The sequence below is a fragment of the Streptomyces sp. NPDC056361 genome, assembly GCF_042262805.1.
GTDB lineage: Bacteria > Actinomycetota > Actinomycetes > Streptomycetales > Streptomycetaceae > Streptomyces.
The window spans coordinates 75,366-90,506 of the sequence record NZ_JBHJQI010000010.1 but is presented as its reverse complement, the minus strand read 5'-3'; the positions used below and the strand labels follow the sequence as shown (position 1 = coordinate 90,506).

Here is a 15,141-nt window from a genome sequence, read left to right as displayed (position 1 = left end):
GGAGACGTCCATGCACAGCAAGCAACGCCTCACCGAGCAGCGGCTCGCCCGTGTCCTCGACGAGCGGATCAGGCCCGCCGTACACGCCCGTACCGTCCCGCTCGACATCGCGATCTGGAACGTCCCGGGCGAGCCCGTCCCCGTCGCCGAGGGCCTGGCCGCGCCGTACGAGCCGGTGACGCTGGGCCACCGCTGGGGGCCAGCGTGGACCACCAGCTGGTTCCGGGTCAGCGGCAGGGTGCCGGAGGAGTGGGCCGGCCGCCGTGTCGAGGCCGTCGTGGACATCGGCTTCAACTTCACCGGTGCGGGCTTCTCCAGCGAGGGCCTGGTCTACCGCGCCGACGGCACCGTCGTGAAGGCCCTCAACCCCCGCAACGCCTACATCCCGGTCGCCGACCCGGCGGTCGGCGGCGAGGAGTTCACGTACTACGTCGAAGCCGCCGCCAACCCGAACCTGAACGACGACCACCTGCCCAGCCACACCGGCGACCGGCCCGCCTGGCTGACCGGCGGCGCCGGCGACCACGGCAGCCCCTTCGCCGACAGCCGCGACGTCGGCAACCCCCACATCGGCCGCCCTCACGTGGACGCCCCGATCTACCAGCTGCTCCGCTTCGACCTGGCGGTCTTCGACCGCGAGGTCTGGGAACTCGCCCAGGACCTCGGTGTCCTCGGCGAGTTGATGCGCGAGCTCCCCGAGTCCGAGCCGCGCCGCTGGCAGCTCCAGCGGACCATCGAGCGCGCCCTCGACGGCATCGACCTCCAGGACGTGCCCGGTAGCGCCGCCGCCGCCCGTGAGGTGCTCCGCCCCGCCCTCGCGGCCCCCGCCGCCCCCAGCGCCCACCGCATGTCCGCCGTCGGGCACGCCCACATCGACACCGCCTGGCTCTGGCCGCTGCGCGAGACCGTACGCAAGGTCGCGCGGACGCTCTCCAACGTCACCCACCTCATGGACGACCATCCCGACTTCCGCTTCGCCATGTCCCAGGCCCAGCAGCTCGCCTGGCTCAAGGAGCGGCGCCCCGAGGTCTACGGCCGCGTCCAGGAGAAGGCGAAGACCGGGCAGTTCCTTCCCGTCGGCAGCCTCTGGGTGGAACCCGACACCAACATCATCGGCGGCGAGGCCCTCGCCCGGCAGCTGATCCACGGCAAGCGCTTCTACCTCGACGAGTTCGGCGTCGAGACGAAGGAGATGTGGCTGCCCGACACCTTCGGCTACAACGCGGCCATGCCCCAGCTGATGAAACTGGCCGGTGTGCGCTGGTTCCTCACCCAGAAGATCTCCTGGAACACCACCAACAAGTTCCCGCACCACACCTTCTGGTGGGAGGGCGTCGACGGCACCCGGATCTTCACCCACTTCCCGCCCGTCGACACCTACAACGCCGAGATCACCGGAGGTGAACTGGCCCACGCCGTACGGAACTTCCAGGACAAGGAAGCCGTCAACAGCTCACTGCTCCCCTTCGGGTACGGAGACGGCGGCGGCGGCCCCACCCGCGAGATGCTGGCCCGCCTGGCCCGCGTGGAGGACCTGGAGGGCTCGCCGAGGGTCACGATCGAGAGCCCGTCCGACTTCTTCGAGCGGGCGCAGGCGGAGTACCCCGACGCCCCGGTGTGGGTCGGCGAGCTCTACCTGGAGTTCCACCGCGGCACGCTCACCAGCCAGTTGCGCACCAAGCAGGGCAACCGGCGCGGCGAGCACCTGCTCCGGGAGGCCGAGCTGTGGGCGTCGACCGCGGCCGTACGCTCCGGATTCCCGTATCCGTACGATGAGTTGGACAGTCTCTGGAAGACGGTCCTGCTCCACCAGTTCCACGACATCCTGCCCGGCTCCTCCATCGGCTGGGTGCACCGCGAGGCCGAGGCGACCTACGCCGCCGTGACCGCCGAGCTTGAGGAGATCATCGCCGGGGCCCAGCGCGCGCTCGCGGGTGAGGGGGAGGAGCAGGTCGTCTTCAACGCCTCCCCGTACCCCCGGGACGGCGTCCCCGCCCTGGGCGCGTCGCCGTGCGCGGACACCTCGGCCCGGCCGGTCGCGCCCGCGCCGGCCGACGGCGGCGAGCACGTCCTCGACAACGGGCTCGTCAGGGTCCGTGTCGACCACCGGGGCCTGGTGACCTCGGCGTACGACCTCACGGCCGGCCGCGAGGCCCTGGCCCCCGGCACGACGGCCAACCTCCTCCAGCTCCACCAGGACTTCCCCAACCAGTACGACGCCTGGGACATCGACGCCTTCTACCGCAACACCGTGCACGACCTCGTCGACGCCCAGTCGGTGCGCGCGGAGTCCGACGGCGTGCGGATCGTGCGGACCTTCGGCGACTCCCGCATCGAGCAGTTCCTCTCCCTCCGCGAGGGATCCAGGCGTCTGGACATCGACACCGAGATCGACTGGAACGAGCGGGAGAAGCTCCTCAAGGCCGCCTTCCCGCTCGACGTCCGCGCCGACCACTCCAGCGCGGAGATCCCCTTCGGGCACGTCCAGCGCCCCACCCACACCAACACCAGCTGGGACGCGGCCAAGTTCGAGTTCTGCGCCCACCGCTTCCTCCACGTCGGCGAACGGGGCTGGGGCGCGGCCCTGGTCAACGACTCGACCTACGGACACGAGGTCACCCGCGACGTCCGCGCCGACGGCGGGACGACCACCACCGTCCGCCTCTCGCTGCTCCGCGCCCCCCGCTACCCCGACCCGGACGCCGACCGGGGCCGGCACCACCTGCGGTACGGGTTCGTGATCGGCGCCGACATCGCGGACGCGGTACGCGAGGGGTACGGCTTCAACCTGCCCGAGCGCTCCGTGCCCGGCGCCCCGGCCGAGGTCGCGCCCCTGGTCGCCACGGACGACGACGCCGTCGTCATCGACACGGTCAAGCTCGCCGACGACCGCTCCGGCGACCTCGTCGTACGCCTCTACGAGGCGCACGGAGGACGGGCCACGGCCCTGCTGACGACCGGCTTCCCGCTGGACTCGGCCACCGTGACCGACCTGCTGGAACGCCCGCTCGCCCCCGAGGAGGACTCCGGCGCCGCCCGGGAGACCGCCGCCGGACAGGTGTCCCTGACCCTGCGCCCGTTCCAGATCCTGACCCTCCGGCTGCGTGGCAGCGGGGCTCCGGCGGCCGGTGAGGCGCGCGGGAGCCGGTGACCCGACCCCCGGACCGAACTCCATGAAGGACCATCATGCTCCGAGAGAGCCGCATGCCCCACGCCGCCGATCCCGTGGCCCGTGACGCCGCCGCCGGGCCGAGCCGGGTTCACGTGGTCTACAAGACCCATCTCGACCTGGGGTTCACCGACCTCGCGGTCAACGTCCTCAGCCGGTACCGGGACGAGTTCATCCCCGCGGCCATCCGGCTCGGACGTGACCTGCTCGACGCGACCGGGAAGCGCGAATTCGTCTGGACCACCGGATCCTGGCTGATCGCGCACGCGCTGGAGCACGGTACGGCGGCCCAGCGCGCCGGTCTCGACGCGGCCATCCGGGACGGGGTCGTGGCCTGGCACGCCCTGCCGTTCACCTGGCAGACCGAGCTCATGAGCCGGGCCACGATCGAGCACGGTCTCCAGGTGGCGAAGCGGCTCGACGCGCGGTACGGCCGCGAGACGTGCGCCGGCAAGATGACCGACGTCCCGGGGCACACGATCGGCATCGTGCCGCCCATGGCGGAAGCGGGAGTGCGGTACCTCCACATCGGGGGGAACCCGGCCTCGCCCATGCCGGACGTGCCGGACCACTTCGTGTGGCGTGCGCCGGACGGCAACGAGATCGTGGTCTCGTACGACCCCGTGTACGGCTCGGACCCGGAGACGGCGCGGGTGCGCCGACTGCCCGGATCGGACGAGGCACTGTTCCTCGCGTTCACGAACGACAATCACGGTCCGCCCACCCGGGAGAGCGTGGAGCGCCTGCTGTCGGTGCTGCGCGAGCAGTACCCCGACGCCCGGGTCGGCGGGTCGACCATGGACGCCTTCGGCCGGGCGGCCTGGGCCGCCCGCGAGCACCTGCCGGTGGTGGACCAGGAGATCGGTGACACCTGGATCCACGGCGGCGCGGCCGACCCGATCCTCACCTCCCGGCTGACCCGGCTCCAGCGCCTGCGCGACCGCTGGCTCGCCGAAGGCCGACTGGAGCGTCACGGCGAGGTGGACCGGGCGCTCGCCGTCGCCGCCGAGCACACGGGTGGCTACGACGTGAAGCGGTACCTGCCGGACTACACGGTCTACACCAAGCCCGAGTTCCGGGCGGCCCGCGAGCGGGACGAGATCGACCTCGACCAGAGCATTCCGGCCGGCCTGGCCCCTCTGCGCCCATGGGCGGTCGGGCCGGTCGGCTATGCCGCGACCCTCGCCTCGTTCGAGGAGAAGCGCGCGCACACGCGGACCGCGCTGGACGTCCTCCCGGCCGACCTGCGCGCCGAGGCGGACGCCGAACTCGTGGTGGTGCCCGCCGCACCGCCGGCCGACGCCGCCGAGGTGTACGGCAGCGCGGTCCACGACGGCGTGGAGCTGGAGATCGACGCACACGGCGCGCTCGTCGCCCTGACGGTCGCCGGGCGCCGGGTCCTCGCGGCGCAGCCGACCACCGGTGATCCGCGCGGCCACGGCGAGCTGGGCGGGTACTCCTACATCGCGTACGGCGCGGGCGACGAGCAGCGCTGGATGCGCGAGTACGTGCAGGACCCGGAGCGCCACGGGGAATGGGCCTTCCCCGACATGGGCAAGCCGGGTCTTGAACTGGTGCGCCCCGAGCGGGTGACCGAGGTGTTCCGGCCGTCCGTGCGGACGGCACACAGCTGGACCGACGCCGACGGTTCCCCGGTGCTCCAGGTCACGGCGGGCATGCCCGCGCGGGCCACCGAGGAGTTCGGGGCGCCCCGCACCGTCACGCTGGAGTACCGGGTGTCGCGGGGGGACGTGCTGCGGCTGGGCGTCACCGCGTTCCTGTCCGACAAGGACGCGTTCTACGGCCCCGAGGCATCCTGGCTGCACCTGCGGCCGATAGGGGCGACACCGTCCCGATGGCGCCTGCGGAAGTCGGGCGTGCCGGTGAACCCGCTCGATGTGGTGCGCGACGGCGGGCGGGCGTTGCACGCGGCGCATGAGCTCGTGTACACCGACTCCCGGAGCTCGGTGCGGATCACGCCGCTGGACACTCCGGTGCTGGCCGTGGGCGGGCCGCGGTTGTTCAGCCACGACAACACGTTCGGCGACCCCGGCGAGGGGTTCGCCTTCTGCCTGCACAACAACGCGTGGGGCACCAACTACCGGCAGTGGTTCGAGGAGGATCAGCGCGCGGAATTCCTGCTCGAATTCGCGGAGCGCACCTCCTGACCCCACGGTCAGGGGCCGCCGCAGCATCGACACCGGGGTGCCAGGCCGCCCCTCCAGGACCACGGGGCCGGCCTGGACCGCACCCGGCCCCCCATGACAGCGCAGGAGGCTGACTCCCTTGGCGAACGTCCTCGACCGCGGTCACCCCGCGCACGGCGGAGGTTTCCCGTTCGTGGGGCGGCAGCGTGAGCTCGACCGCCTCCTGGCCGCGGTCCGGCGTCCTCCGGCGGTCGTCCTGGTCGAGGGCGAGGCGGGGATCGGCAAGTCCCGACTCGTGCACGAGGCGGCGCGCGTGCTGGCCGGGGAGGGCGGCCGGGTGCTCACCGGCTCGTGTCATCCGCTGCGCGAGCCGTTCCCGTACGGCCCGGTGGTGGACGCGCTGCGGGAGGCCGGCGACTGGCTGCCCACGGCGGGGGTGCCCCCGACGGCGGGCGCTCTCGCCCCGCTGCTCCCCGACCTGGCCGACCGTCTGCCGCCCCCACCCGACCCGGTCGAGGACCCCCACACCGAGCGCCACCGGCTGGTCCAGGCGGTGCGGTCCTTCCTCGCCGTGCTCGGACCGGCCGTCCTGGTCGTCGAGGACCTTCACTGGGTGGACGGTGCCACGCGGGATCTGCTGCTTCTCCTCGCCCGCGACCTGCCCGAGCGGCTCTCGCTCGTCCTCACCTACCGTGCCGAGGACCTGCCGGCGGGGACCCCGGTGCTCGGCGCCGCCTACCGCCACCCGCCGGGGGTGGGCGGAGCCACGGTCCGCCTCGGCGCCCTCACCGAGGAGGACATCCGGGAACTGGCCACCGCGACCCTCGGCCACCACGCCACCCGGGCGATCGGCCGGGCCCTCTACCAGCGCAGCGAAGGACTGCCGCTGGTCGCGGAGGAGGACCTGATCACGCTGGTGGAACAGGGCCGGCAGAGCAGCTCCGACGACGACGCCGTGGAGAGACTGCGCCGGGCGGACGTGCCGCACGGGCTGCGCGAGGCCGTCACCGAGCGGCTCGCCGCGCTGACGCCCGCCGGTGCGGCCGTCGTGCACGCGGCCGCGGTGCTGGCCGTCCCGGCCTCCGAGCCGCTGCTCGTCCGGGTCGCCGGGCTCGACCCGGACGAAGGCGCCACGGGCATCATCGAGGCGCTGGCGGCCTCGGTCCTCCGCGAGGCGGATGCGGGCCGCTACGCCTTCCGGCACGTACTGGCCCAGCAGGTCGCGTACCGGCACGTTCCCGGACCCCGGCGCCGACGGCTGCATCAGAAGGCGGTCGAGGAACTGCAGGCGCAGCGCCCCGTGCCGCTGGTGCAGGTCGCCCATCACACGCTCGCCCTCGGCGACCGGGAGGAATGGCTCCGCCGCACCGAGGAAGCCGCCGACCAGGCCGTCTCCGTCGGCGACACCGGTACGGCGGCCACGCTGCTCCGGCAGATCCTCGAACAACAGCACCCCGACGAGGCCCTCCGCTCCCGGGCGGCGCTCGCCCTCGCCCGCATCGCGACCTTCGGCGCGGACCACACGGCGAACGCGGCGCTGCTCCGCCGCATCCTGTCCGACCGGCAACTTCCCGAGGTCAGCCGGGGCGAGGTCCGGCTCGGCCTCGGACTGCTCATGGCCACGCAGGCCGGGGACCGCGCCGGCTTCGGCGAGATCGAGCGGGCCGCCGCCGAGCTGGAGAGCCGTCCGGAGCGGGCGGCCAGGGCGATGATCGCGCTCGCCACGAACGAGTGGGGCGGCGCGGTCGAGCAGGCCGGGGAATGGATGGACCGGGCCGAGGCCGCCGTCGCCGGCAGCCGGAACGAAGGCATAAGGGCTGCCGTCCGGGCCACCCGGATCACCCTCATGGCGCGGGAGGGCGACCCGGCGGTCTGGTCGCTCCTTGAACGGCTGCCCTGGGAGTCGGATGACCGGGCGGTCATCCGGCAGACCGCCCGCGCCGTGCACAACGCGGGCACTCTGACCGCGGAACTCGGCCACGACAGGCGCGCCCGGCAGCTTCTCGCCGGAAACCAGGAACGGGCCGACACGTCGGGCATCCCGTACCTGGGGGTGTACGGACAAGCCACCCTGCTGAGCCTGGACTTCCTGGGCGGCCGATGGGACGGCCTGGAGGAGCGCCTCGCCGCCCTCGCCGACGAATACCCCGACATCACCCTGGTCGGCGTCGAACGCGCCCTGCTCCTCGGAGGCCTGGCCGCGGCCCGGGGGCGGCGCAGCCTGGCGCGCGAGCACTTCACCACCGCGGCGGCGTACGGGGAGGGCCACTCCGAGGTGAGCGTGGCGCTCAGGGCGGCCACCGGACTCGTCAACCTCCGGCTCGCCCAGGGCAGCGCCGAGCAGGCCGCGGCCACGGCCGCGCCCGCCGTCGCGCTGCTGCGGGAGGCCCGGGCCTGGCCGAGGAGTGCCGGGCTGCTCCCCGCCACGGTCGAGGCGGCTCTGGCCACCGGCGACCGCGGCGGCGCCGAGAACCTCGTGCAGGACGCCGAACGCGGACTGTGCGGACGGGACACGCCCGCCGCGGACGCCGAACTCCACCTCGCGCGCGGCCTGCTGCTGCGCCACGGCGCGCCCGCCGAGGCAGCCGAGCGGTTCGGGCGGGCCCGTCGTGCGTGGCAGGAGATCGGCCGCCCCTACGAGGCCGCCCGCGCCGCCGAGCGCCTGGGGCGCATCGAGACGCGTACGCGGCCCGGCGGCGAGCCGCGGCACCTCGTCGAGGCGCTGGACGCCTACACGCGGCTCGGCGCGTCGGGCGACGCCGCACGCTGCCAGCACGCCCTGCGCGAGCTCGGTCTCGGGCAGCGGGCGTCGCAGGGGCGCCGGGGGTACGGTGACCGGCTGTCCCCTCGCGAGCTCCAGGTCGCCGAGCTGCTGTCGCGCGGAGCGACCAACCAGGACATCGCCACCGGGCTCTTCCTGTCGACCCGCACCGTCGAACAGCACGTCGCCCGGGTCCTGCGCAAGCTCGGCACCACGCGGAAGACGGTGGGCGAGGCGCTGCGCAGGCACGGGCAGGTCCACTGATCCGGGGACCGGTTCCGTTACGTATACCTACTCCGGCCACCCCTGATTGCCCCTGGAAACCGGTTGCGGAAGGGTCAGGTCCGCCCCGGCAGGCACGGGGCTGCCGGGGCGGACCGGGAGCTGGCATGGCCACGGCGTGCCGGACGTAGCCCGCACCTTCCGCCGACCTGGTCGCAGAGCGCCGCGTCGTCGGAGGTTCGCCGCCGGCGGCCCCAAGGGCCGAGCCGCACGAACAGCCCGCCCTCCCGACTCCGGACCGACGGCCCGGACCGCCCCCATGACGGGCCGTCGGTCCGGTCCGCACCATCCGCAGATCCACGTTCCCACCCCCACTCCGGAGGGAAAGACATGACGTTCAAGAGGCCGGCTTCCACCGGCGGAAGGGCCGTGACCCGCGTCCTGCCCGCCACTGTCGCCGTCTCGGCGCTGGTGCTCGCAGGAATCACCGCGGCCGATGCGGCACCGCTCGCCACGGACGCGAGGGCTGCCGCCGTGATGGCCCCCACCGCTCTCACCGGGCCGCAGCTCGCCGCTTCCTGGCGAGGGCCGCTGAGCACGCAGGGCCGGTACATCGTCGACGCCGACGGCAACCGCTTCAAGCTGAAGGCCGGCAACTGGGCCGGCGCCCAGGGCACCTGGGAGGGCAGCGGTAGCGAAAGCGACGTGGCCAACCACCAGGCCGACCAGATGTCGAACAACATCCCGCTCGGTCTGGACCGCGTCCCGATGGCCGAGATCCTCGCGGACTTCCACGCGCTGGGCCTGAACACCATCCGGCTGCCCTACGCCGACGCCATGATCGACGACGACACCCTGGTGCCGAACTACGCCGTCGCGGCCAACCCGCAGTTGGAGGACAAGACCCCGCTCGAAGTCTTCGACGCGGTCGTCGAGGCGCTGACCGCCGACGGCTTCGCCGTGATCCTCAACAACCACACCACCACCTACCGCTGGTGCTGCGGCCTGGACGGCAACGAGCGCTGGAACACCAGCCAGTCCACCCAGGAGTGGATCGACAACTGGCGGTTCCTGGTGAAGCGCTACAAGTCGAACGAGCGGGTGGTCGGCGCGGACCTGCGCAACGAGGTCCGCCGGGACTGGAACGACGACCCGAACTGGGGCGAAGGGAACGATCACGACCTCTACAAGGCGTTCCAGGAGGCCGGCCTCAGGATCCAGGACGCCAACCCGGACATCCTGGTCATCATGGAGGGCATCAACTGGCAGGGCATTCCCCAGGGCATGTTCCCCCACGGCCGGCCGACGCTCACCCCGGTCCGCAACCTGTCCAACAGCCTGATGTACTCCGACAAGCTGGTGTACTCCGCGCACTTCTACGGATTCACCGGCCCCCACCACACCGGCTCGAGCGGCGGCTGGCAGAACGGCGAGACCAACGACCCGCGCTACCGTGACCTGAGCCCCGAAGACCTGATCAAGGTCGTCGACGACCAGGCCCTGTTCGTCACCGAGACCGGGCAGCACTTCACCGCCCCGGTGTGGGTCAGTGAGTTCGGCACGGGCGGGCGCGGGCAGACCGACCAGAAGGAGATCGACTGGTTCAACCGCTTCACCGACATCCTGGTGGAGAACGACACCGACTTCGCGGTCTGGCCGCTGGTCGGCTGGACCACCAACGGCAAGATCAACGACAACTGGGCGCTGATCTCCTACGACGACGCCGGCAAGCGGCAGAGCGTCCTCGACCCCGGCGACTGGCGCACCACCGCCTGGAACAAGCTGGTCAACGCCACCGGCAAGACCGGCAAGGTCGCCAAGGCCGACCGCTGGAACATGCTGAACGTCGCCTCCGGCAACCAGAACGCCGCGTCCTGGATGCGCGCCAACGCCCCGGTCCAGACCCCGGGCAACCGCCAGGGCTCCTGCCCTGACGGTCAGCGCCTGATCGGCATCAGCCGGGAGAATCGCCGCGGCCTGTGCACCGACGTCAACCACCCCGCCACCGGCTCCGGCAACTGGGTGGTCGTCAAGGACCAGAGCACCGTCACCAACGACTGGGCCCCCTGGTACGAGAAGTTGGAGTGCCCCACGAACCACTACGCGGCCGGGTTCGCGTTCTGGGACACCGCGATCTCCGGCCTGCTCTGCGCGCCCGCGACCGGGACGCTGCCGAAGACCAACCGCGTCGCCTGGTTCGACCGGGGTGACAACCCGGCGCTGAACGAGACGCAGATCAAGAACGACTGGGCCCCCTACGACTACAAGGGGCAGTGCGACACCGACGAGTACCTCGCGGGCGTCGCCTACACCTTCAACCGGTTCCAGGGCGCCCCGGCCCACGGCAAGCTGGGCGTCCCCGACGCCCTCCTCTGCCGCCCGCTGACCTGACCGGCCAACACGCCGCCAGAGCGCCCAGCAGCCGTGCCATGCCAGCAGCCCCGCCGCAGACGCTTCCGTCTCGACGACCGGCTCGACAAGGCACGGCTGCTGGGGCTCCCACAGGGTCCGCCGGGCGGGCTGCGGCCCGGCGGCACCCACTCGGTTGAAGAGGTGGCTCTACGGGCCCTCGGTGACGTGCCGCTCCACTGTCCCCGCGGGAGGGGGAGCGCGCGGGTGGCTTGTCACCACGCTTCCCCGAGCCGTCGTTCGCAGGGGCCGTTGCGTGGTACCGCGCCGATTTCTGCGTAGTCCGCGGACCGGTCTACGGATAGCAACCCTGATCGTTCGCCGACCATGATGCCGCTCGGCGATGTGACGGGTACGGGCGGCCGGCCCGCCCGGCAGTGACTCTCGAAGGCCGTACCGGGCACTTCGATGTGGCGATCCGTCAGTTATTTCGTAACGCCGTTTCTCCCTGCCCCCCACCAGAAGGCGGCACTACCTCATGTCCATACGCAAGAAGACCGCTTCCGTCCTGGCGGTCACCTCGGTGCTCGCGCTCTGCGGCCTGGCCGCGGCGCCGTCGGCGAGCGCCGCCGCGGCCCCGGTCGTCGCACCCCTCGTCACCGGCGCGGGTGGAGTCGAGTTGCTCTCGTACGACGAGGAAACCGGCGACGCCGTGCTCTCCGCCGGTGCAGCGTCCACCGTCAAGGTCGGCCAGGTGATCGACAGCCTGCCGTGCGAGGCGGCTCCGGACGGCGTGCTGCTCGTGGTCACGGCCGTGCGGAAGACTGCTGACGGCACGGTGGCCGTCAGCACCCGCCCGGGCGCCATCAACGAGCTGCTGGGCTCCCAGACCGCCTCCGTGCGGACGACGCTGTCCCCGTCGAGCTTCGACATCACGCCGGAGGTGTCCGGGCTCAAGGTCAGCTACGTGCCCCGGATCGACGGCGCCTCGGCCTCGGCCTCGCTGGCCCTGAGGCTCAGCGCCGACACCGACATCGAGCTGCCCGACGGCAGCTCGGCCGAGTTCTCCGGCTCGATGGAGGTCGTCCCGGCCATCGAGTTCGACTACACCGGCGCCGTCTTCGACGTCCAGAAGGCCCACGTCGGCTTCTCCGCCGACACCACGGCGGACTGGCACGTCAAGGGGAGGTTCAAGACGGACGACACCTCGATCAAGGTTCCGATCGCGTCCCTCAACGCCGCGCCGGTCGTCAAGGCGGCCGGGCTGCCGGTCGTCGTGAACCTGGACCTCACGCTCTACGCCCACATCACTGCCAACGGCAGGGTCACCGTCGACATCGAGCAGAGCTACGCCGACGACTGGGGCGTGTACGCCGACTACACGAAGGGGCAGGGCTGGCGCAAGGGCACTGACTCCGGCAGCAACACGGAATCCCCGGTCACGGGGGCGATCTCCGGCCAGGGCGACATTCGCACCGGTCTGCTCACCGAGGGCACCGTCGCGATCTTCGACAGCCTGGGTGCGAGGGCCGGCATCGAGCCGTACGTGCGCACGGTGGTCAGCGGCAGCGTCGTCTTCGACGGCGAGGGCGGCGTGGAGTCCCAGACCGGTCCGGTCGAGCTGTACGGCGGCCTGGACATCGGCGGCGCGCTGTTCGCCCGGCTCCGGATCCTGGGCACCACCCTGTTCGAGCGGGAACTGCCGTTCACCATCTACCACGAGGAGTGGCCGCTGCTGGGCATCCCGGGCACCTCCTCCGACGACGACGTGTTCGCGGCGAGCTGACCCGGCGACGCGCGTAGGTGCGGACCGCTCCACGAGCGGTCCGCACCCATCCCTCCGCGGCCCAGCCGCGTCGACGGGACTGCGGACACGGTCCTCCCCGCAGCCCGGACCCATCCCTCTCATGTCTCGCTGTGTCAGGCAGCCGAGGCGGATCGCAGGAGTTCCCCCCATGTCAGAGCGCAAGGCCGGCGCCGCATCCGCCGGCCGATCCAGGCGGCTCTCCGCCGCCGCACTCACCCTCCCCCTCGTCGCCGCGGGCCTGCTGCCGGCGGCGACCTCCACGGCCCACGCCGCCACGAGCGACGAGCCCGGCATCGCCGTGGCGATGGGCGACAGTTACATCTCCGGCGAGGCCGGCCGCTGGATGGGCAACAGCGTCACGTTCACCGGCTCCCGCGCCGGCACCGACCGCGCCTGGACCGGCATCGGCTACAGCACGAGCAAGGTCTACGGCACCAGCTACACGAGCGGGTGCGACCGTTCCGACTCCTCCGAGGTGGTCAGCGCCTTCGGCGCCGAGGCCGTGAACATCGCCTGCGCCGGCGCCCACACCGAGGACCTCTTCCGGGCCGGCAGCGGTGGCGAGTCGTTCAAGGGCGAGGCCCCGCAGGCCGATCAGCTCGCCGCCATCGCCGAGCGGGAGCGGGTCGGGCTGATCGCGCTCTCCGTCGGCGGCAACGACCTCGGCTTCACCGACATCATCGCGGAGTGCGTGAAGAGCTACGAGCTCTCGGCCCCCGACTGCGTCCCCGACGTGCGGAAGGCGGTCGACGCCGAGATCGACATGGTGATGGAGAACGTCGGGACGGCCGTCGACGAGATCCGCGCGGTCATGTCCGCCCGCGGCTACTCCGACTCCGACTACCGGATCGTGCTCCAGTCGTACCCGTCACCCGTCCCGCGCAGCTCGGAGGCCCGCTACCCGGAGAGCGGCTGGAGCCGCACCGACCAGGGCGGATGCCCGCTCTCGGACGACGCCCTGGACTGGGCCCGCGACGGCATGGTCCCGCAGGTCGCCGAGCGGCTCGCGCAGGTCGCCGCCGACCGGGGCGTGCAGTTCCTCGACGTCCAGGACCTCCTGCAGGGCCACGAGGTCTGCTCGACGTCGGCCCGCCTGGCCACCTCCTCGCAGAAGCCCTCGGCCGCCACGAGCGAGTGGGCCCGCTTCCTCACCACCGGCCTCACGCAGGGAACCGCGCGGGAGTCCTTCCACCCCAACCACTACGGGCAGTCGGCCCTCGGACGATGCCTCAGCCTGATCGCCGACGAGCCCGCCGACCGGCACTACGCCTGCCACAACAAGCCGGGCGAGGGCGCCTACGGGGTGTACCTGGACGAGGTCTCCTGAGGCCGGATCCACGACCTGCCGCGGGCGGACGGGCGTTCCGCCCGCGGCACTTCCGCTGCGGGTGATCGCCCGCGCCCCTGGCACGGCGACCGGTCATGACCTCCGGACGGCCTCAGCTACCGAAGCCGAGACCGAGGCGGTCCAGTGAGCGCAGCCACAGGTTGTCGTGAGCCTCCCGCTCAAGCCGCCCGTCCGGCAGGGGCAGTTCGCACCAGATGACCTTGCCCTCCGCCGTGTAGCGGGTGCCCCAGCGGTGGGCGAGCTGGGCGACCAGGAAGATGCCTCGGCCGCCCTCGTCCGTCGTGGCCGCCCAGTGGTCGAGGAACGGCTGCGCACCTTCGCCGCCGACGCCGGACACGAACTGCTTACCCCCGTGGCCACGGTGCGGTCCCGCGCCGAGCTCGTCCTGCGCAGCCATGGCGACACCCTGCCCGGCGATGTCCGGCACGCCCTGGAAAGCATCGACGCCGAGTCCCGCCGCATGAGCCTCCTGGTGGACGAACTGCTGCTGCCCGCCCGGCTGGACGCGGGCCGCAGCCTGCGCCGGGACGACGTGGACCTGACTCGTTTGGTTCTCGACACCGTGGCGGACGCGACCGCCCGGCATTCGGGGCACCACTGGGAGATGGACCTTCCCCGAGGAACCCGTTCACGTCACCGATGACGACGACCGGCTTCACCAGGTCCTCACCAACCTCCTCACGAACGCCGGTCGGCACACCCGGGCCGGCGGCCGGCCTTGCGTATCTGGGCCGGTGACCCGAACCGTTCCAGCAGCGTGAGGATGGCCGGGCGCTGCAACCGTGGCCCCAGGACCCGTTCCAGCGATGGATGGATCTGGGTCAGCAGCCCGTGGAGCCGGTTGGCGACCCTGGTCGCCTCGCCGGCCAGGTCGTCGTCGAACCCGACGATCATCTCCAGCTCTCCAGCTCTCCAGCTCTCCAGCTCGGCGATGGTCTCGTCCTCGCCGTCGATCGCCCGCAGCGTGTGCGGCATCGTGCGGGCCGTGTCCGCGATGATGAACGCGTCCTTCGCGTCGGTCTTGGCCTCACCGGGGTAGAGGTCGGCGATCCGTCGCATCGTCAGACCTGGCAGGTGGGCGACCGGGCAGCTCATGTCCGGGCGACCGTCAGGGGAGAGCCCCGATCGAGGCCGGCAGGTCGACCACGACGAGCACCGTTCCGTGCTTGGCCTGGAGTTTCGCGAACAGCTCGCCGGTGCGAGCACCGGCTCGGTCTACGCCACAGCACGGTCAGGCTGCGGGGTGAATCCTCGGAGCGCAATTGTCCACCACGCGGAACCATCACCCTTCATTCGCACTCTGCCTAAGAGACAGCAGGGCATCGTGAACGGAGGCCG

Annotated in this window: 6 protein-coding genes and 3 pseudogenes; 7 read left to right on the top strand and 2 right to left on the bottom strand. The window is 72.2% G+C overall.

All coding sequences use genetic code 11. The annotated features are described in order from the left end of the window. The first annotated feature begins 10 nt into the window (after positions 1 to 10). The 6 genes from ACFCY7_RS05475 (at position 11) to ACFCY7_RS05450 (ending at position 13,782) form a co-directional block, all read left to right on the top strand. Positions 11 to 3,151 carry an alpha-mannosidase gene (locus ACFCY7_RS05475; RefSeq protein WP_376481538.1) on the top strand — a complete coding sequence of 1,047 codons (3,141 nt, stop codon included), beginning with the start codon at positions 11 to 13 and terminating at the stop codon, positions 3,149 to 3,151. A 35-nt stretch (positions 3,152 to 3,186) separates the two neighbouring features. After that, positions 3,187 to 5,337 (top strand): DUF5054 domain-containing protein, encoded by a 2,151-nt coding sequence (locus ACFCY7_RS05470; protein ID WP_376481536.1) that lies wholly within the window; start codon positions 3,187 to 3,189, stop codon positions 5,335 to 5,337. A gap of 118 nt (positions 5,338 to 5,455) precedes the next feature. Further along, positions 5,456 to 8,341 carry an AAA family ATPase gene (locus ACFCY7_RS05465; protein ID WP_376481534.1) on the top strand — a complete coding sequence of 962 codons (2,886 nt, stop codon included), beginning with the start codon at positions 5,456 to 5,458 and terminating at the stop codon, positions 8,339 to 8,341. Between the two features lie 348 nt (positions 8,342 to 8,689). Continuing rightward, the gene (locus ACFCY7_RS05460; RefSeq protein WP_376481533.1) at positions 8,690 to 10,690 is read left to right on the top strand and encodes a glycoside hydrolase family 5 protein; all 2,001 of its coding nucleotides are present in this window, start codon (positions 8,690 to 8,692) and stop codon (positions 10,688 to 10,690) included. A gap of 496 nt (positions 10,691 to 11,186) precedes the next feature. Continuing rightward, positions 11,187 to 12,434 carry a hypothetical protein gene (locus ACFCY7_RS05455; protein ID WP_376481531.1) on the top strand — a complete coding sequence of 416 codons (1,248 nt, stop codon included), beginning with the start codon at positions 11,187 to 11,189 and terminating at the stop codon, positions 12,432 to 12,434. A gap of 169 nt (positions 12,435 to 12,603) precedes the next feature. Further along, positions 12,604 to 13,782 carry a GDSL-type esterase/lipase family protein gene (locus tag ACFCY7_RS05450; RefSeq protein ID WP_376481529.1) on the top strand — a complete coding sequence of 393 codons (1,179 nt, stop codon included), beginning with the start codon at positions 12,604 to 12,606 and terminating at the stop codon, positions 13,780 to 13,782. Between the two features lie 112 nt (positions 13,783 to 13,894). Here ACFCY7_RS05450 and ACFCY7_RS05445 read toward each other — a convergent pair. Next, positions 13,895 to 14,110 (bottom strand): annotated as a pseudogene (locus tag ACFCY7_RS05445) (ATP-binding protein); the annotation flags it as partial. Between ACFCY7_RS05445 and ACFCY7_RS05440 the strand changes: the two are divergent. Continuing rightward, positions 14,045 to 14,528, top strand: a pseudogene (locus ACFCY7_RS05440) (sensor histidine kinase); the annotation flags it as partial. The pseudogenes ACFCY7_RS05445 and ACFCY7_RS05440 overlap by 66 nt on opposite strands. Here ACFCY7_RS05440 and ACFCY7_RS05435 read toward each other — a convergent pair. Further along, positions 14,509 to 14,986, bottom strand: a pseudogene (locus ACFCY7_RS05435) (IS110 family transposase); the annotation flags it as partial. The pseudogenes ACFCY7_RS05440 and ACFCY7_RS05435 overlap by 20 nt on opposite strands. Between the last annotated feature and the right edge of the window lie 155 nt (positions 14,987 to 15,141).

Excerpts from the sequence above, each read along its gene's own strand:
- ACFCY7_RS05475 (WP_376481538.1), top strand. The coding sequence starts at position 11 with ATGCACAGCAAGCAACGCCTCACCGAGCAGCGGCTCGCCCGTGTCCTC.
- ACFCY7_RS05470 (WP_376481536.1), top strand. The coding sequence starts at position 3,187 with ATGCTCCGAGAGAGCCGCATGCCCCACGCCGCCGATCCCGTGGCCCGT.
- ACFCY7_RS05460 (WP_376481533.1), top strand. The coding sequence starts at position 8,690 with ATGACGTTCAAGAGGCCGGCTTCCACCGGCGGAAGGGCCGTGACCCGC.
- ACFCY7_RS05455 (WP_376481531.1), top strand. The coding sequence starts at position 11,187 with ATGTCCATACGCAAGAAGACCGCTTCCGTCCTGGCGGTCACCTCGGTG.
- ACFCY7_RS05450 (WP_376481529.1), top strand. The coding sequence starts at position 12,604 with ATGTCAGAGCGCAAGGCCGGCGCCGCATCCGCCGGCCGATCCAGGCGG.